The 16,725-nt window shown below is 37.2% G+C and carries 17 protein-coding genes; 11 read left to right on the top strand and 6 right to left on the bottom strand.

From position 1 onward, the window contains the following. Positions 1 to 13 precede the first annotated feature (13 nt). From ilvB to tatA, 5 genes are read left to right on the top strand one after another with little or no spacing between them, the layout of a single operon-like run. A complete protein-coding gene (gene ilvB / locus THC_RS02245; protein WP_068512749.1) occupies positions 14 to 1,705 on the top strand; it encodes a biosynthetic-type acetolactate synthase large subunit in 1,692 nt (563 codons plus the stop codon). Positions 1,706 to 1,716: 11 nt separating this feature from the next. Beyond that, on the top strand, positions 1,717 to 2,214 hold the full coding sequence (gene ilvN / locus THC_RS02240; RefSeq protein WP_068512746.1) for an acetolactate synthase small subunit: 498 nt from the start codon (positions 1,717 to 1,719) through the stop codon (positions 2,212 to 2,214). A 54-nt stretch (positions 2,215 to 2,268) separates the two neighbouring features. Then, positions 2,269 to 4,215 carry a transketolase gene (locus THC_RS02235; protein WP_068512744.1) on the top strand — a complete coding sequence of 649 codons (1,947 nt, stop codon included), beginning with the start codon at positions 2,269 to 2,271 and terminating at the stop codon, positions 4,213 to 4,215. Beyond that, entirely contained in the window at positions 4,208 to 4,942 is a 735-nt protein-coding gene (tatC, locus tag THC_RS02230) for a twin-arginine translocase subunit TatC (RefSeq protein WP_068512742.1), read from the top strand. The genes THC_RS02235 and tatC overlap by 8 nt, the downstream gene beginning before the upstream one ends. Position 4,943: 1 nt before the next feature. Continuing rightward, entirely contained in the window at positions 4,944 to 5,174 is a 231-nt protein-coding gene (tatA, locus tag THC_RS02225; protein ID WP_068512740.1) for a twin-arginine translocase TatA/TatE family subunit, read from the top strand. Between the two features lie 137 nt (positions 5,175 to 5,311). On the opposite strand, the gene THC_RS02220 is transcribed toward tatA, so the two are convergent. From THC_RS02220 to dsrA, 3 genes are all read right to left on the bottom strand, one after another. Next, entirely contained in the window at positions 5,312 to 5,566 is a 255-nt protein-coding gene (locus tag THC_RS02220; RefSeq protein ID WP_068512738.1) for a dissimilatory sulfite reductase D family protein, read from the bottom strand. An 18-nt stretch (positions 5,567 to 5,584) separates the two neighbouring features. Next, the gene (gene dsrB, locus THC_RS02215) at positions 5,585 to 6,724 is read right to left on the bottom strand and encodes a dissimilatory-type sulfite reductase subunit beta (RefSeq protein ID WP_068516565.1); all 1,140 of its coding nucleotides are present in this window, start codon (positions 6,722 to 6,724) and stop codon (positions 5,585 to 5,587) included. Between the two features lie 130 nt (positions 6,725 to 6,854). Then, the gene (dsrA, locus tag THC_RS02210) at positions 6,855 to 8,153 is read right to left on the bottom strand and encodes a dissimilatory-type sulfite reductase subunit alpha (RefSeq protein ID WP_068512736.1); all 1,299 of its coding nucleotides are present in this window, start codon (positions 8,151 to 8,153) and stop codon (positions 6,855 to 6,857) included. A gap of 183 nt (positions 8,154 to 8,336) precedes the next feature. On the opposite strand from dsrA, the gene THC_RS02205 reads away from it, so the two are divergent. After that, the gene (locus tag THC_RS02205; protein WP_068512733.1) at positions 8,337 to 8,804 is read left to right on the top strand and encodes a Mut7-C RNAse domain-containing protein; all 468 of its coding nucleotides are present in this window, start codon (positions 8,337 to 8,339) and stop codon (positions 8,802 to 8,804) included. Here the strand turns inward: THC_RS02205 and THC_RS02200 are convergent. Genes THC_RS02200 through THC_RS02190 form a run of 3 tightly spaced genes read right to left on the bottom strand, consistent with a single transcriptional unit; the run spans position 8,785 to position 11,733 of the window. Beyond that, entirely contained in the window at positions 8,785 to 9,762 is a 978-nt protein-coding gene (locus tag THC_RS02200; protein ID WP_068512731.1) for an electron transfer flavoprotein subunit alpha/FixB family protein, read from the bottom strand. The genes THC_RS02205 and THC_RS02200 overlap by 20 nt on opposite strands. 19 nt (positions 9,763 to 9,781) lie before the next feature. Continuing rightward, positions 9,782 to 10,573 carry an electron transfer flavoprotein subunit beta/FixA family protein gene (locus THC_RS02195; RefSeq protein WP_068512728.1) on the bottom strand — a complete coding sequence of 264 codons (792 nt, stop codon included), beginning with the start codon at positions 10,571 to 10,573 and terminating at the stop codon, positions 9,782 to 9,784. 8 nt (positions 10,574 to 10,581) lie between these two features. Beyond that, positions 10,582 to 11,733, bottom strand: coding sequence for an acyl-CoA dehydrogenase family protein (locus tag THC_RS02190; RefSeq protein WP_068512726.1), 1,152 nt, complete (start codon positions 11,731 to 11,733; stop codon positions 10,582 to 10,584). A gap of 381 nt (positions 11,734 to 12,114) precedes the next feature. Here THC_RS02190 and pilM point away from each other — a divergent pair, with 381 nt between their 5' ends. From pilM to THC_RS02165, 5 genes are all read left to right on the top strand, one after another. Beyond that, the gene (gene pilM, locus THC_RS02185) at positions 12,115 to 13,161 is read left to right on the top strand and encodes a pilus assembly protein PilM (protein ID WP_068512724.1); all 1,047 of its coding nucleotides are present in this window, start codon (positions 12,115 to 12,117) and stop codon (positions 13,159 to 13,161) included. Positions 13,162 to 13,320: 159 nt separating this feature from the next. Next, positions 13,321 to 13,713 (top strand): PilN domain-containing protein, encoded by a 393-nt coding sequence (locus THC_RS02180; RefSeq protein ID WP_167344312.1) that lies wholly within the window; start codon positions 13,321 to 13,323, stop codon positions 13,711 to 13,713. Continuing rightward, positions 13,714 to 14,319 (top strand): type IV pilus inner membrane component PilO, encoded by a 606-nt coding sequence (locus THC_RS02175; RefSeq protein ID WP_068512720.1) that lies wholly within the window; start codon positions 13,714 to 13,716, stop codon positions 14,317 to 14,319. Next, a complete protein-coding gene (locus THC_RS02170; protein WP_068512717.1) occupies positions 14,316 to 14,786 on the top strand; it encodes a hypothetical protein in 471 nt (156 codons plus the stop codon). The genes THC_RS02175 and THC_RS02170 overlap by 4 nt, the downstream gene beginning before the upstream one ends. Positions 14,787 to 14,861: 75 nt before the next feature. Then, positions 14,862 to 16,601, top strand: coding sequence for a type IV pilus secretin PilQ (locus tag THC_RS02165; RefSeq protein ID WP_167344311.1), 1,740 nt, complete (start codon positions 14,862 to 14,864; stop codon positions 16,599 to 16,601). Positions 16,602 to 16,725: the final 124 nt, after the last annotated feature.

The raw sequence follows: 16,725 nt of genomic DNA, 5'->3' as shown, positions 1-16,725 counted from the left end.
ATTGGGTGAAACGATGACAGGGGCTCAAATGGTAGTTGAGGCCCTCAAACGGGAGGGTGTTGAGGTTATCTTTGGTTATCCAGGAGGAGCTATTATTGATATCTATGATGCCCTTTACAAAAGTCCTGAGGTGCATCATGTGCTTGTTAGACATGAGCAAGGTGCAGCTCATGCAGCTGATGGCTTTGCAAGGTCAACAGGCAGGGTTGGAGTAGCCCTCGCAACCTCTGGCCCAGGGGCTACAAATACTGTTACAGGGATTGCCACTGCCTATATGGACTCTATCCCTATAGTGGTACTAACAGGTCAGGTGCCCACAAAACTTATTGGTAATGACGCCTTTCAGGAAGTTGATATCACTGGTATAACAAGACCTATTACTAAGCATAACTTTTTAGTAAAAAGGGTTGAAGATCTTCCGCGCATTATAAAAGAAGCATTTTACATTGCAAGAACAGGTAGGCCAGGGCCTGTTCTTGTGGATATTCCAAAGGATATCCAGCAAGCCAAGGGAGATTTTAATTATCCAGATGAAATTCATCTAAGAAGTTATAATCCCACTTATGAACCCCATTTTAAACAGATTGAAAAGGCCTATCAACTTTTAGAAAAGGCAGAAAGGCCTGTTTTTTTAATTGGTGGTGGAGTCATTTCCTCTGGAGCCTCAGAAGAAGTCAGAGCTATTGCTGAAAGGCTTAATCTTCCTGTAACTATGACCCTTATGGGATTAGGGGGATTCCCGGGAGAACATGACCAATCTCTCGGTATGCTTGGCATGCATGGCACATATTTTGCCAATATGGCTGTAGCTAATTGTGATGTTCTTTTAGCAGTTGGTGCTCGTTTTGACGATAGAGTAACTGGAAAAGTGGATGCCTTTGCCCCCAATGCCAAAATTATACATATAGATATTGATCCTACCTCTATTCAGAAAAATGTTAAAGTTGATGTACCCATTGTAGGGGACTGCAAAAGATCCTTAGAGAGATTACTTGAGGTAATTAAAGAGGTTGGGAAACCCAAGAAATACTGGAAGGAGCGTTATAAAGAGTGGTGGGAACAGATTGATATCTGGAGAAAAAGATACCCCCTAACCTACAAGGAAGATCCTAACTATATTAAGCCCCAATTTGTATTGGAAAAACTTTATGAGTTAACTAAGGGCGAGGCCATAATTTGCACAGAGGTTGGACAAAACCAAATGTGGACTGCTCAATATTACAAATTTAAGTATCCAAGGACACTTATCTCCTCAGGAGGCCTTGGAACAATGGGATTTGGATTTCCCGCTTCAATAGGTGCCCAGATGGGGAATCCAGGTAAATTAGTTATAGATATTGCTGGAGATGGATCTATTCAGATGAATATTCAGGAGCTTGCTACAGCCATGGATCAAAGGCTACCTATAAAAATTATTATTCTCAATAACGGTTTTCTCGGTATGGTTAGGCAGTGGCAAGAGCTCTTCTATGAAAGAAGATACTCAGCTGTTAAATTTGCTACCATTCCTGACTTTGTCAAAATTGCAGAAGCCTATGGAGCAGTTGGTCTCAGGATTACTAAACCCCAGGAGGTTGAGCCAACCCTTAAAAAAATTATTTCTATGGATAAACTGGTTATCTTAGATGTGATTATATCCCCTGAAGAAGGCGTCTTCCCAATGGTTCCAGCTGGTAAAGCCACTACAGAAATGATTTTAGTCTAAGGGAGGAAGAAATGGCTGAAAGAAAGTGCACTCTCTCAGTTTTGGTTGAAAATACCCCAGGTGCTTTAGCTCGCATTGCTGGGCTCTTCAGCGGAAGAGGCTTTAACATTGACAGTCTATGCGTTGCTGAAACCCTTGATCCAACCCTATCGCATCTTACCTTAGTTACCCATGGAGATGATTTTATTATAGAACAGATAATCAAACAGCTCAGAAGACTTATTGATGTATATAAAGTAGTTGATGTCACTGAAGAGGGTGATTTTGTAGAAAGAGAAATGGCCCTGATTAAAGTCAGAGCAGAAAAGGAATATCGCGATGAGATTTATAGAATCTGCGAAATCTTCAGATTAAAAATAGTGGATGTGAGCCCCAGAACCTATGTGATTGAGGTCACGGGAGATAAAAATAAACTTAATGCTGTAATTGATCTTCTTAGACCTATTGGAATTAAAGAGATTGTAAGAACTGGCTTAATTGCCATGAAAAGAGAAAAAAAGACTCCTTGAAATTCTTCCTCCACGGATTAAAATCTTTCAACCAAAAAACATGAGGAGTCAAGGATGCTTAAACTATCTCCGAGTAAAGATGCTCTTACGCCTGAAGAGATCTCTTTTTTTAATGCTGCCTTTAAAAGGTGCGCAAGAAGAATAATACTTGCTACAACTCTGGCTGGAAGTGGACATCCAGGAGGATCTCTTTCCTCTCTTAGCCTTCTTTTAATGGTCTATGCCTTAGCCAAGGTTGATCCAAAAAATCCAAGAGCCTTGGATAGAGATAGGGTAGTGGTTAGCCATGGACATATCAGTCCAGGGGTTTACAGTGTTCTCTGTGAATACGGGTTCTTTCCAGAAGAACCTTTTTTAATGGAATTTAGAAGAGCGGGATCTGCTTTTGCTGGTCATATTGAACAGGCAGTCCCGGGAGTTGAGTGGAATACAGGCAATCTTGGTCAGGGTTTATCAGCTGCCTGTGGTATGGCTATGGCCTTAAAACTAAAAGGCCTTCCCAATAAGGTTTTCTGTCTTATGGGAGATGGAGAACAACAAAAAGGGCAGGTAATTGAGGCCAGACGCTGGGCAGTAAAATTTGGTCTAAACAATCTCATTGCCCTTATTGATTTTAACAAGCTTCAGATTGGTGGTAATATTACTGAGGTAATGCCACAGAAGATAAAAGAAGAGATCATAGCTACCTCCTGGAATTTATTTGAGGTTGATGGAAATAATTTTCAGGAAATCTATCAAGCCCTAAGCAAGGCCCTTAAAGGTGAAGTTACCGATCCCACTAAACCTACTGCTATTTTAGCCCATACTGTTATGGGAAGGGGTATTTCTTTTATGGAAAATGATCCCAAGTGGCATGGATCAGCCCTATCAGAAGATCTTGCTAAAAAGGCTCTTCAGGAACTTGGTTTTGCTCCTGAGGAACTGGATAGCTTAAAAGAAAAACGCAAAAACTATATAGTTTCCTTTCCTCATCAGCCCCATGATCCTCTTCCTGTTAAGATTGAACCAGCTTCTCCAGTAATTTATTCTGCCGAGAAAAAAACAGATTGTAGATCAGCTTATGGTAAAGCCCTATTAAATCTTGCGGTAAAAAATAATCTGTCCGGAGAAAGCCCTAAAATTCTTGGACTCACTTGTGATCTTGAAGGTTCTGTGAAAATGACCGACTTCAAAAAGCATTCACCTTCTGCCTTTTTTGAATCAGGTATCCAGGAACACCACACCGCCTCAGTTGCCGGGGCCTTATCCAAGGAAGGGTTTCTGGTATTTTTTTCAACCTTCGGGGTCTTTGGCATTGATGAGGTCTATAATCAATTAAGACTCAATACCTTAAATAAAACTGCCCTTAAGGTGGTTTGCACCCATTTAGGAGCTGATGTAGGAGAAGATGGCCCCACTCATCAGTGCATTGATTATCTCGGGCTTTTATTCAGCCTTCAGGACTTTGAAATTTATTTTCCAGCTGATCCCAATCAAACCGATCATATCCTCCGGTATATTTCCCTTAGACCCGGGAATATCTTTGTAGGAATGGGAAGATCAAAGGTCCCCATCTTGCTCAAGGAGGACGGCACTCCCTATTTTGATGAAAATTATCAATTCAGACCCGGGTATGCAGATTGGATTAGAAAGGGCAACAGAGGTGCTATACTTTCATACGGCAATCTTATGCCCTATGCCTTTAAAGCCTGGGAACTTCTAAAAGAAAGTGGTTTAGAGGTCTCACTTTTAAACATAGCCTCTATTAAACCTTTCCCAGAAAGGGATCTCCTTGAGGTTGCCCATCTAAAAAATCTTTTAATTGTGGAAGACCACTATGTGGAAACAGGGCTTGGGGCAAGGATTGCATCCTTTTTTGGAATAAAGGGTATTCAGGTGAATTTGAAGCTTCTTGGTCATAAAGAGCCTGCTTCATCTGGAAGTCCTGCTGACCTTTTTAGGAGGGCTGGCCTTGATCCTGAATCAATAGCGCAAGCCTTTCAAGATCTAATAAATGTCTGAAGCAGCTTTAGAAAAGAAACAGTCTTTTGTTGAACACCTCCTTGAACTTAGGTCCTGTCTTATTAAAGCCTTTCTTGGTTGGATAATAGCCTCAATTTTGGTTTATCTTTATTCAGATAATATTCTGGAGTTTCTTATCAATCCTCTTCGCCCCTATTTAGCAGATAAGAAACTCTTTTTTAAAACATTACCTGAGGTATTTTCTAACCAGGTAAAAATTGCGGTAATTCTTGGATTAATCATTGGAAGTCCATATATCATTTATCAACTCTGGATTTTTATAGCCCCTGGACTATATCCCCATGAGAAAAAATGGCTTAAAGGAGCCCTTTTTATGAGCTCCTTTTCCTTTCTCATTGGCGATTTAATCGCCTTTTATTTTTTCTTACCCTTTATTCTAAAATTTTTTTATTCCTTTGGATCACAATTTCTTATTTTTAAACCCTACCTTAAGGAATACATTAATTTTTTACTTAAATTACTTCTTATTTTTGGACTCTTCTTCCAAACTCCCTCTATAATATTTTTCATCCATAAACTTGGGATTGCAAGCCTTGATCAATTAAAAAACTTTCGTCCCTACGCGATTATTCTATCCTTTGTTCTTGCCAGTATCCTCACCGCTGGAGCGGATCCCATTTATCAAATCTTACTAGCCTTACCCTTGACAATTCTTTATGAGATAGGTATAATTTTAATAAAAATAACTAAATTTAGGAGGGCTTAGCATGCCTTTAGGCCTTGGTGGACAGGAGCTTTTTATTATCCTCTTTCTTGCTTTACTAATCTTTGGAGCTAAAAGATTACCAGAAGTTGGTGCTGGCCTTGGAAAAGGGATTAAATCCTTTAAACAGTCTTTAAAGGAAGCTGATGTTAGTGAAGAGGTTCAAAAATTGGAGGAACCCAAAAAAACTGACTCCACATCTGAATCAGCCCCTACCGAAGCTAAAAAAGTATAAATTCTTATATATGATTAAGTCTATTTAAAGAAGAGGTCAATACAATCCAATTCTGATTCAAATAATTTTAAGACTTTAAAATTTTTAGAAAATTCTTTATAAAATAAGAAGGGGGAGAGTATCCCCCCTCAAAGATTTTACTCTGGTTTTTCTGTTCCTGCCTCTAATCCCATTCCCACACCTGGAACACCATACATAACAGTGCTTCCAGTGGAAAAATACTCAAGTTTACCTTCCCTGACAAGTTCATTAGCAGCATTTTTGATATCTCTGGGATTAGCTCCTGGTATTTCCCTTTGTAAATCTTTAAGATAGATTTTACTTTTTCCACCTCCAGAAGCTTTTTTGGTCATGACCTCCATAATCTTTTGTTTCAATTCTTCTTTGTCCATAACTCTCACCCCTTTTTATTAGTATTCAATTTCTGTAACTGTTTCTACATGGCTGGTAAACTTAAAGTGAACTGAGGTTCTATAAGTGTCGTATGCTAACCTGTAATCATCAATAAGGTGCCAGGTAAAGGGAATTTCTGTAAGCTCAAAGAATCTTTCCCAGCCTATTCTTTCAATCCAGTCGCCAACTCTTTCATATTTATTTGCATGTTTTGAATAGGTTTCAAGTATCTTTTTAATCCATTTTACAGTAGTTGGCCAACGGGGTGGTTCATTGGGGATATAGGGGATTACAACCTTTGAGAATTTGGGTGGGCTAATTCTGTTAGAAACTTTTCCACCTACCACAATAGCTATACCGTCACCTTGACCATCAGAAATGGGCATGGCTGGACACATGGTATAGCAGTTGCCACAGAACATACATCTGTCAACATTAACTCTAACTGTCTTCTTTTTTTCACCACCCACTTCAGCAGTTGCAGGTTTAATTGCACCAAGGGGGCAGGAAGCAATAACAAGAGGAATTTCACAAACTTTTTCCAATCTTTCATCTTCAACAAGAGGTGGTTTCCTGTGAATACCAACTACAGCGATATCTGAGCAGTGCACCGCACCACACATATTTAAACAGCAAGCCAGAGCCATTCTTACCTGAGCAGGTAGTTTATGTGATCCAAAGTAATCAAAGATCTCATCCATAATTGCTTTAACAACACCTGAAGCATCAATTGCAGGGGTGTGACAATGAATCCAACCCTGAGTGTGAACAATGTTAGTAACAGAGGCTCCGGTTCCACCAACGGGATACTTGTAAGATCCACCAGGATGCTTTCTACTCTTTAAATCTTCAAGAAGAGCTCTCAATTTTTCCTCATCAGTTACATGAAATTCTACATTATTACGAGTTGTCCAGCGGACATATCCATCACAGTATTTATCAGCAATTTCACAAATCTCCCTTACATAATCAGTTGTTTCAAGCCTTGGCGTTCCACAACGGACAGCATAAACTACCTCTCCAGACTCAGCCTTATACTTTATAACACCTGGCTGAATAATTTCGTGAGATTTCCATTTACCGTAATTTCTCTGAATGACAGGCGGTAAAAACTGCCAATAATGTGGAGGACCAATATCAGTAATTCTATTTTCCATAGGTTTCTGAGGATTATAAAGTTTTTCAGCTAAGGTTGGATCATAAGGTTGAGTATAAATTGGATCTGGTCTTTCTGGTCTTTCGCTCATGTTCCCCTCCTATTAAAATTTGTTTTAATTCATTTTTTGCTTAGGCTGGATGGCGTTTTCTGAATTCAGCCACATCTCTTGTCCAGCCACCTTCCACCTCTTCTTCCTTCCAGAAAATATATGGATTAGAACGAGGCTCTCTAACATGCTGTGGTAAAGGTTTAAGCCCAAGAACATCTACGATAAATCTATTCAATCCGATTCTCTGAATGGTCTCACCCAGCCTTTCACGATTCTTACCATTTTCCATCCAGTAATCCCAGACTTTGTAAATGAGATTCTTAATATTATCATAGGGTGGTTCAGTCTTTATAAAAGGAATAATGACAGTTGAAAGTTGAGCACCCTCTAAGATAGGGGCCTTGGCACCCATAAGAATGGTTGCTCCGGTATCAAGGCCTGGCCTAAGGGCTTCAGGCATTACATTGATACAGTGCATACATCTATTACATTCGGCATTGTTAATGTAAAGCTTCTTCTGACCTTCATCCCAGTGCATACACTTAGTGGGACAAAGATCAATGACCTCTTTCTTGATATCAAAGGGACCCCAATCTCTATCTGAATGGGCTCCTGCATTTGGCTTTAGCTCACCACCTACATAAGCCCTCACAGCCTCTTGATCAATCCTGATATCATCTCTCCAGGTTCCAATAATAGAAAAATCTGAACGGGCAATGGCTGCCACACAATCATTGGGGCACCCGGAAATCTTTATCTTAAACTTATAAGGAAAGGCAGGTCTATGAAGCTCATCCTGAAATTGATTGGTGAATTCATGAATCATGTCCTGAGTATCGATGCAGGACCATTCACATCTTGACATACCCATACAACACTCAGGAGTTCTAAGATTTGAACCCGAACCTCCAAGATCCATATTGAGCTGATGAGTCAAATCATAAAAGATATATTCAAGTTGTTCAGTTACTGTTCCAAGAAGAATAATATCTCCTGTGGAACCATGCAAATTCATAATTCCTGAACCACGATGATCCCAGAGGTCACAAAGTTTTCTTAAAGCTGAAGAGTGATACCATTTAGCCGCTGGTTGATTTACACGAACGGTGTGAAAGGCCCAGATAGCAGGAAACTTTTCTTGCTGGTCTGAATAACGACCAATAACCCCTCCACCGTAACCAAAAACACCTACGATTCCGCCATGCTTCCAATGGGTCTCTTTGTTTTTGTAAGAGAGTTCCATCTGGCCCATAATGTCAAACCCAGCCTGCTTTTTATGCTTTTCAGCATAACTATAAATATCATCTACAAAACTGGGCCACGGACCTGACTTCAACTCATCCATCAATGGTGTGTCATGTTTTTTTACCTCTCCCATAATAACCTCCCTACATTTTTTTGTCGCTTACATATTATTAAAAAAATTCAGTTTTGTCAAGACCCGTTTTAGTAAAATAACTAAAAATAAGTTCTAATTTTTATTTTTTTTCTTAACATTTTTAAAAAATTTACAGCCTGAGATTAAGGAGTAAAATATTAAATAAATCTCTTCAATTTTAAAATGGAAAAGAACTTTTTCTTAGAGGCCTCTCTCACGGGACTTGCTAAATGGCTCCGTTTCATGGGATATAAAGCTGAACTTGCGGTGAAAAAGATAACCCCTGAAGTAATTGCTGAAAATCAGGATAAATTTTTTCTCATTACCAGTTCTGAGACTGCCTCTCTCCTTGAAAAATATAATCTTAAATATCTTTTACTCCCCAGGGGTTCCCTCAAACAACAACTCTTCTTTTTAATTCATAAATTAAATCTTAAGGCCTCTCTCTCCCTTGATATATGCACCCTTTGTGGAGAAAAACTCCTGCCTGTTAAAAAAGAAGACTTTAGGAATAGAATTCCACCCAAAGTCTGGGAAAGATATAAAGAATTCAACTATTGTCCCAAGTGCGACAAACTTTACTGGGAAGGGGATCATATAAAAAGACTTAGAAAAAGATTTAAGGCCTTTCTTAAACTCTCAAACGCTTAAGAAGGGCATCCAAAAGGGCACCTGCATCACAAATCAAAGAAAGATGTGCCATCTTAACCAGAGGAGCCTCTTTATCTGTGTTTACAGCAATGATAAACTCAGAATTTTCCATTCCAGAGGTATGCTGGATAGCACCTGAAATACCAAACCCAATGTAAAGTTTAGGTCTCACGGTAACGCCACTTACTCCGATCATATGTTCTTCATCCATCCAACCTGCATAACAAAGTGGTCTTGTAACTCCCACTTCAGCCTCAAGATGCTTGGCCAGATCCTGCAATTTCTCAAAATTTTCCCTCTTTTTTAATCCAAGTCCTCCTGCCAAAACCACCTTGGCTACGCTTAATCTATTGGGTTCTTTTTTTGAGGAAATAAACTTTCTAAGTCTGATTTTACTTTTCCAGTTAAAATCAGCGGAAAGTCTAATCTCTTTAAATTCTGGCTCTTGGAGAGCCTCTCTTATGGGGAAGGCTCCCAAGGCGATAGTTGCCATAATGGGTAAAGTCGTAGAATAAAGCTTGGCCATAATATTTTCCCCATATGTAGGTCTTAGCATTAAAAGTTTATCCTCCCCAAGCTCAAAGGCATTCACATGCGCACAAAGCCCAACCCCAAGGAGACCAGCTATTCTCGGGGCAAGAGAAAGCCCTTGAAAGGTAGATGGGAAAAAAACTCCATAGGAATTTTTTTCTCTTACAACCTCAGTCACTACCCTGGAATAAAGGTCGTCTTTAAATCCTGTAAATTCTGAAGACTCCACAATCCATACCTCATGACATAAAGCCTTTTTTAAATCCGGAGAATTCTTGATTTCTTCTTTATCCTTGCTAAGTATAAGAAGGACAAGCCTTTTTTTCATTTTCTCAGCTATCTCATAAAGGGGGGTCAAAATCTCAAGGCTTGCAGGATGAAGCCTACCCTGAAAATATTCGCCATAGGCTATAATAATATCTGCCATAGTCTTAAAATCCTCCCTATTAATTTTTAAGAAATCCCTTTTCTTTAAGAAAACTTAATAACTTTTCTGCAAGTTCATCTGGCTCACCTTCCCAGATCTCACCTCTTTCCACAAACTTTTTCTCAAAAACATCTGCAACCTGGGTAGGTGACCCCTTTAATCCTAACCATTCCTCTGGAAGATCCAAATCCCTGGCAGTAAGCACCTCAGCCTCAAGGGTTCTTGCCTTTAAGAGTCTTTTATAGGAAGGGGGTCTGTAGTAATCCAGCTTAGGATGGAGACTAACCAGAAAAGGAGGCTCAATCTCAAGCTCTTCAAAACCATATTCCGATTCCCTTAAAACCATACCTATCCCTTCTTCAAAGGTTATTTTTTGAACATTTATAACTGAAGGTATTCCAAGGATAGCTGCAGTCTCTGGAGGAACCTGGGCAGTTTCTCCATCTAAAGACTTAAGGCCCATGAGCACAAGACTGAAGGGGGATAATCTTTCTATGGCTTTTGCAAGCACTCGGCTTGTCGCTAAGGTATCGGCTCCAGCAAAGGCTCTATCAGAAAGTAAAATAATTCTATCTGCCCCAAGGGCATAGGCTTCTCTCAAGAGTGGCAAGACATTAGGAGGCCCCATGGTGATAACTATAACCTCTGCCCCATAGGTCGCTTTTAAGCGCATAGCCATTTCCAAAGCACTTCTATCATTGGGATTAAGAATAAGTTCTGCTGATTCCCTTTTGAGGGTATGAGTTTCCGGATCTACCTTAACGGTCTCAGGCCTTGGCACTCCTTTTATACAAACTATAATTTTATCCATAAAGCCCCCTATTTATAAAACTTTGCCAGTTCTCTGGCAATAACATTTTTCTGAATCTCATTTGTGCCCTCATAAATCTGAAGACATTTGGCATCCCTAAGATATTTTTGCACAGGATAGTCCCTCATATAGCCATAGCCTCCCATCATTTGAAGGGCTCTTTCACAGATCCACATGGTCTGATCCGTTGCAAAACATTTAGCCATAGCGGATGCTCCGGAAAAATCTTTGGCTCCTCTATCAATATATCTTGCAACATTATAAACAAGGGCTCTTGCGGACTCAAGGCGCATGGCCATTTCAGCAAAGGTATGACTTACTGCCTGAAAATTATATACAGGCTGACCAAATTGTATCCTTTTTTTGGCATGTCTTAAGCTTACCTCAAGGGCTGCCTGAGCAATACCCAACGCCTGAGCTCCAGCTCCACATCTTGCATAATCAAGGGTTCTTAAAGCTACCATAAAGCCCATTCCCTCTCTACTGATAAGCCTGTCTGCTGGAATTTTGCAGTCATTAAAAAATAAATCCGTAGTTATAGAGGCCTTAAGCCCAAGTTTTTTCTCTTTTCTGCCGAAGGAAAAACCCTGATCACTCTTTTCTATAATAAAAGCACTGGCTCCACGGGGGCCTTTGTTAGGATCAGTCAAAGCTATAACTATATAGAGATCAGCTATACCTCCATTAGTTATCCACTGTTTAACCCCGTTAAGCACATAAAAATCCCCTTCCCTCTTAGCAGTAGTCTTTATAGCAAAGGCATCACTTCCAGCTTGGGGCTCTGTTAAGGCAAAGGCACAAAGTTTTTTACCCTGTGCAACCTCAGGTAAATACTTTTCTTTTTGCTCCTTATTTCCGAAAAGAATTAAAGGATAGGCTCCGAGAAAGGATGCCGCATAAGTTGTGGAAACACCAGCACAAAAATAGGAAAGCCACTCCACAGCTAAACACATCTCCAAGACCCCCATTCCAAGCCCTCCAAACTCTTGAGGAACAATAATCCCAAAGAGATCTGCATCTGCCAGTGCACGAATGGGAGTGGGGTCATAGAGCTCTTTTTCGTCCCAACTTAAGGCATGGGGTAAGATATATTCCTCTCCAATTCGTTTTACTAAGTCAACAAGTAACCTTTGCTCATCGGTTATGTTATAATCAAGCATAACCCACCTCAGAAATTTTTTTGGCTTATTTTACCCTATTTTTAAGAGTTTAGTATATCTTCTCCATTAAACACCCAATTTTGCTCTAAATCTTCTTATTAAAGGATTCCTCTCCTGGAAGTCCTCTTTTTTTTGCATAAGTTCAGATTCTTACAAGAAAAAGGAGGGATGGTAAAAAGCTCCATGTAGGAGTTTATAAATTTAAACCCCTAATTAAGGAAAGATTTTGCAGATTTTTTATCCTTTCTTTCCGAAGGGGAATGAGTATTTAGAGAGACTCAATTTGTGTTACGCCCAAAGAAAAAATCCTATAGAGTCTCAAAAGATATGGACGCATAAATCCTCTTGACAAATTTTTAAATTTAATATAATTAATTCTCAATGAAAATTTTAAAAAACTTGTTTCAAAAAATTAGTAGAAACGGGAAGAATAATTTTATAGGCCTTGACATTGGTTCCTATTCAATAAAAATGGTAGAAATATCCTTATCAGGTGATAAACCAACTCTCAATGGATTCTGTCAGGCAAGGACCTTTGAAACTACTATTATTAATCAAATAGTTAATGATGAACAGCTACTAAGAACCAATCTCAAAAATATTTTTACAAACTTCCAACCTAAAACCCATAGAATTTTTCTTTCAATTCCTTATGAATTAACTATTTTTGGAAAGTTCTCAGTTAATAGTCCAGAAGCCCTTCAAGAAATAAAAAAACAAATTAATGACGAAATCCCTTATAAATTAGATGATGTTTATTACAGCTATTTTATCATTCCTGAAAAAGGAAGTTATGATGTCTATTACTTAGTTGCCAAAAAAGATAACATTGATAAAGTTCAAAACATATTTAAAAGTTTAAATTATACTCTTGAAAATATAGATGCTGATTTTATAAATCTCCATAATTTTTTTGAATTTCTGTATGGTCAAGAAAATAGAGCCATTATTGATTGGGGGCATGAAAAAATTAAAATACATTTTTCTAATAAGGATGTTCCTGTATATACACGAGAACTATTTAATCTTGGATTTAAAGAGTTAAAAAATAAAGTAGTCAAGGATCTAAAAGTTACTCATGACATGGCAGAGAGATATCTCCACAACCCACCTGCAGACACAAGAGGCCTTAAAATTAAGGAATTTTATAAAGATTTTATTAAAAAACTGCTTGAAGAAGTTAAATTTGGTGGAGAAATTGTTAAAACAAAATATGGTGTTTGGCCAGAGGTTTTTTATATCATTGGTGGAGGAGCACGAATTCCTGGTATTCATTCTTTAATATCTGATCTATTAAAAGTTGAAGTAAGAAAAGTAACAATTAATAAAAAAATTAATATTTCAGAAAATATTGATCCAAATTATTTAAATACTATTAGTACACAAGGAATTATGGCTTTAGCTACAGCAATGAAGGCGTTAATATAAGTCATGATTATAAAATTCAATCTTATTCCTAAGGAAAAATTAGAAATTGAAATTAGGGAAAAACCTCCTGTATTTTTTAAAATTTATTCAGCTATATTTTTATTTTTTATAATTACTATGGCTTCTCTAATTTATAATATCCAAACCAAGATTCACTCTTTGGATAAGGAGAAAAAAAACAAAGAATTGATATTAAATAATTATAAAAATATTGCAAAAAAAGTAAAATCAATGGAAAAGGAAAATGAAGAAGTTAAAAAAAGAATTGAGACTATAATTGCTTTAAAGGATACGCAGGGTAAAAATCTCAGATATTTAGCTGAAATTATGGCTAATACAATCCAGAATCAACTTATCTTTTCTTCACTTAAGCTGGAAAATGCAAAGGCCTCTATCAAAGGATTGGGTCTTGAGATGGATTTTCTGGCAATGTATATGCAAAATCTGGAACAAAAAAAAGATATAATAAAATCAGTAAATCTAAAAAATGCTCAGCAAAAGATAGTAAGTGATTTAAAATTAGTAGAGTTTGAATTAGAGGTGCTCTTTTAGATGAATATTCAAGGTCTAAAGGAACGCATTAAATCCTGGGAGGAGACAAGCACTAAACGGGAAAAAATTCTATTGATTGTGGGAACAATTCTGGTTCCTCTATTTTTATTTTATAAGTTTTATTATCTTCCAGCTCAGGAAAAAATCAAAATTCTTAATGAAGACATTAAAAAACTTGAAATCGAAATAGCTAAACTTGAAAGCTTTGTTAAAAGAGAAAAAGAACTTGAAGCACAGCTAAAAAATAGAAAGATTTTCTTAGAGGAAATAAAGACCATACTCCCAAATGAAAAGGAAGTACCTCAATTACTTAAAGATGTTAATTCAATGGCGAAAAAAAATGGACTTGAAATCCTAAAATTTACTCCTGGAAGTGAAGAAAAAAAAGATTTCTATAATATAATATATTTTGATATGCAATTTAAAGGAACCTTTTCTGAAATAATTAAATTTTTAAATGATGTAGAAAAGCTTCCCAGATTAGTTACTCTTAATAATATTGAATTTTCACCAGAGGCTAAGGAAGAAAAAATTATGGTAAAAAGCACTTTTAAAACATATAAATTTACTGGAGAAGCAGCCAACAAAAATCAGGAAAAAAAATGAATAAATTAATTGTATTACTCAACATCTTTTTAATTACTTTTTTTCTACATAGCTGTAAAAAGACTGAAGAAGTAAAAGATCAAACAATCCAACCTAAAATACCTGTCATAAAGGATCAAGAATTAGAAAAATGGAAAGAGAGTATAAAAAAAGAGGTATATTCTATAGATATAAATAATCTTCAAAATCCCTTTATGACCCCAAAAACTTATAAAATTTTAACCCAAAAAGAAGAAACTATACCCTTAGAGCTTGTAGGTATCCTCAAGAAAAATGGGAAAAAAATGGCTTTACTTCAAGATCCAACAAGAAAAGGATATATCCTGAAAGAAGGAGATAAAATTGGTAAGGCTACTATCAAAGAAATTGGAACAGACTATTTAATTATTGAGGAAATCTCAGAAAACTTATTTGGTGTAAAAAGTAAAAAAACAAAAAAAATAACCCTAAAAAAGGAGAGGTTATAAATGAAAAATTTAAAATTTATGTATATCTTTATAATATGTTTATTTTTATTATCGGTTAAAATATCTTATTCATCTGTGCCAAACCCTTTAAATAATGTTTATTATTTAAAGGATCCTGTTGAAAGATTAGTTTTTGAATTTGAAAAAAAGCCTTCTTTTGAAGTTTTTAAAGATGGAAATAAATTGATTATTAAGTTAATAGATGTATCTCCAAAAAAAACTGCCTGGATAAAAAACCTTCCTAAGGATGTCTTTAAAGAATTCAATGTTTCCTATGAAAAAAATAACCTGATAATTGAATTTATAACTCTGAAAAATTTCAATTTTCAAAGCACCATCTTTGAAAACAAGCTTTTTCTTGATTTCCTCTGGGAAACTGAAAAGAAACCAGCCCTTGCTACCATAAGGGGAGATAGGATTTTTAAATCCCAGATAGATACCTTAGATTTACCCCGTTACGAATATCCCATTCAGCCAACTCAAGAAAATATCCAACTACCCTTTGTAAAAAAATACACTGGAACTCCCATTTCAGTTGATTTTCAAGAGGCTGATATTCACGCTGTCTTTAGGTTGCTTGCAGAGGTTGGAAATATAAATATTATTGTAAGTGACAAGGTTAAAGGAAGTATCACATTAAAAGTGAAGCAAGTTCCCTGGGACCAGCTCTTAGATGTGGTTCTGGCAAATTATGGCCTTGCCATGATGAGACTTGGAAATGTGGTAAGAATTGCACCCATTGATGAGATTAAAGCCGAAAGCGATAGATATAAAGATTATTTGACCTCTTTAAAGGACATTCAAGAAAAGGGACCTCTCACAACTAAGACCTTTCAGCTTAAATATGTTAAAGGAGATACCATTGTATCCAAAATAAAAGAAATTGTTACTGGTGATGGAAAAATTACTTTTGAACCCAACTCTAATATTCTTATTGTTAAGGATACAGAGAAAAATATTGCAGAGATTGAAAGGATTATAAGAGAGGTTGATAAACCAACCAAGCAAGTTTTAATTGAAGCAAGGATTGTAGAGATGCAGGATCAGTATGCTCATAGACTTGGAATTAGATGGGGTGGCTCTGCATATAAAGGCACTGAACATACTATAATTGGACTTGGAAGAACTCCCGCGATCACTCCAGGAGCTAATACCTATACTTATCCCGGAGGAGGTGGGCCTGGGAATTCTAGTATGAGTATAACTTTTCCAATGAGCACTTTGGTGGATTTAGGGACTGCTGGAACAAGTAATATCGGCTTTGCCTTTGGTCATATCGGGAAAAGTGTCCTTCTTCTTGATGCAGAGCTTTCTGCGATGGAATCTAAGGGAGTAGCACGCATCTTCGCAAGACCAAAAATATTAACTCTGGATAATCAGGATGCGGAAATTAAGCAAGGATATAAAATACCCTATCTCCAACTTACACAATATGGGGTTGCTACTACTCAATTCATTGATGCCGTCTTGAGGCTCAAAGTAACCCCCCATGTAACCCCTGATAATAGGATTAGCCTTGATGTAGAAATTGAAAAGAGCACACCTGATTGGGGTAGAGTTGTAAATAGTGTTCCAGCTTTAGTAACAAGAACAGCAAAAACCAAGGTCTTGATTAACAGTGGAGAAACCTTAATCATAGGTGGAATAAAAACAAATGATATCGGAGATAGCCTTGATAGTGTTCCAGGACTTTCTCAAATACCCGGGGCAGGTGAACTTTTTAAAAGAAAAGAAAAGTCCTCTGATAAAACTGAATTAATGGTTTTTATTACCCCTAAAATAGTTTCGGTGGAAATCCCCGGGGTTGATTATTAAAAATTTCAAAAGTTTTACTCTTTAATTTATCTTTTCAAGATTTAATCATCCTGCCTGTGGCAGATAATCCTGCCTATGCCTGCCTGTTAAAAACAGGACATTCAAGGGTTCAAAAGTTTGAATC

It is taken from the genome of Caldimicrobium thiodismutans, assembly GCF_001548275.1.
Lineage (GTDB): Bacteria > Desulfobacterota > Thermodesulfobacteria > Thermodesulfobacteriales > Thermodesulfobacteriaceae > Caldimicrobium > Caldimicrobium thiodismutans.
This window is presented reverse-complemented; position numbering and strand designations above follow the sequence as displayed.

Excerpts from the sequence above, each read along its gene's own strand:
- ilvB (WP_068512749.1), top strand. The coding sequence starts at position 14 with ATGACAGGGGCTCAAATGGTAGTTGAGGCCCTCAAACGGGAGGGTGTT.
- ilvN (WP_068512746.1), top strand. The coding sequence starts at position 1,717 with ATGGCTGAAAGAAAGTGCACTCTCTCAGTTTTGGTTGAAAATACCCCA.
- THC_RS02235 (WP_068512744.1), top strand. The coding sequence starts at position 2,269 with ATGCTTAAACTATCTCCGAGTAAAGATGCTCTTACGCCTGAAGAGATC.
- tatC (WP_068512742.1), top strand. The coding sequence starts at position 4,208 with ATGTCTGAAGCAGCTTTAGAAAAGAAACAGTCTTTTGTTGAACACCTC.
- tatA (WP_068512740.1), top strand. The coding sequence starts at position 4,944 with ATGCCTTTAGGCCTTGGTGGACAGGAGCTTTTTATTATCCTCTTTCTT.
- THC_RS02220 (WP_068512738.1), bottom strand. The coding sequence starts at position 5,566 with ATGGACAAAGAAGAATTGAAACAAAAGATTATGGAGGTCATGACCAAA.
- dsrB (WP_068516565.1), bottom strand. The coding sequence starts at position 6,724 with ATGGAAAATAGAATTACTGATATTGGTCCTCCACATTATTGGCAGTTT.
- dsrA (WP_068512736.1), bottom strand. The coding sequence starts at position 8,153 with ATGGGAGAGGTAAAAAAACATGACACACCATTGATGGATGAGTTGAAG.
- THC_RS02205 (WP_068512733.1), top strand. The coding sequence starts at position 8,337 with ATGGAAAAGAACTTTTTCTTAGAGGCCTCTCTCACGGGACTTGCTAAA.
- THC_RS02200 (WP_068512731.1), bottom strand. The coding sequence starts at position 9,762 with ATGGCAGATATTATTATAGCCTATGGCGAATATTTTCAGGGTAGGCTT.
- THC_RS02195 (WP_068512728.1), bottom strand. The coding sequence starts at position 10,573 with ATGGATAAAATTATAGTTTGTATAAAAGGAGTGCCAAGGCCTGAGACC.
- THC_RS02190 (WP_068512726.1), bottom strand. The coding sequence starts at position 11,733 with ATGCTTGATTATAACATAACCGATGAGCAAAGGTTACTTGTTGACTTA.
- pilM (WP_068512724.1), top strand. The coding sequence starts at position 12,115 with ATGAAAATTTTAAAAAACTTGTTTCAAAAAATTAGTAGAAACGGGAAG.
- THC_RS02175 (WP_068512720.1), top strand. The coding sequence starts at position 13,714 with ATGAATATTCAAGGTCTAAAGGAACGCATTAAATCCTGGGAGGAGACA.
- THC_RS02170 (WP_068512717.1), top strand. The coding sequence starts at position 14,316 with ATGAATAAATTAATTGTATTACTCAACATCTTTTTAATTACTTTTTTT.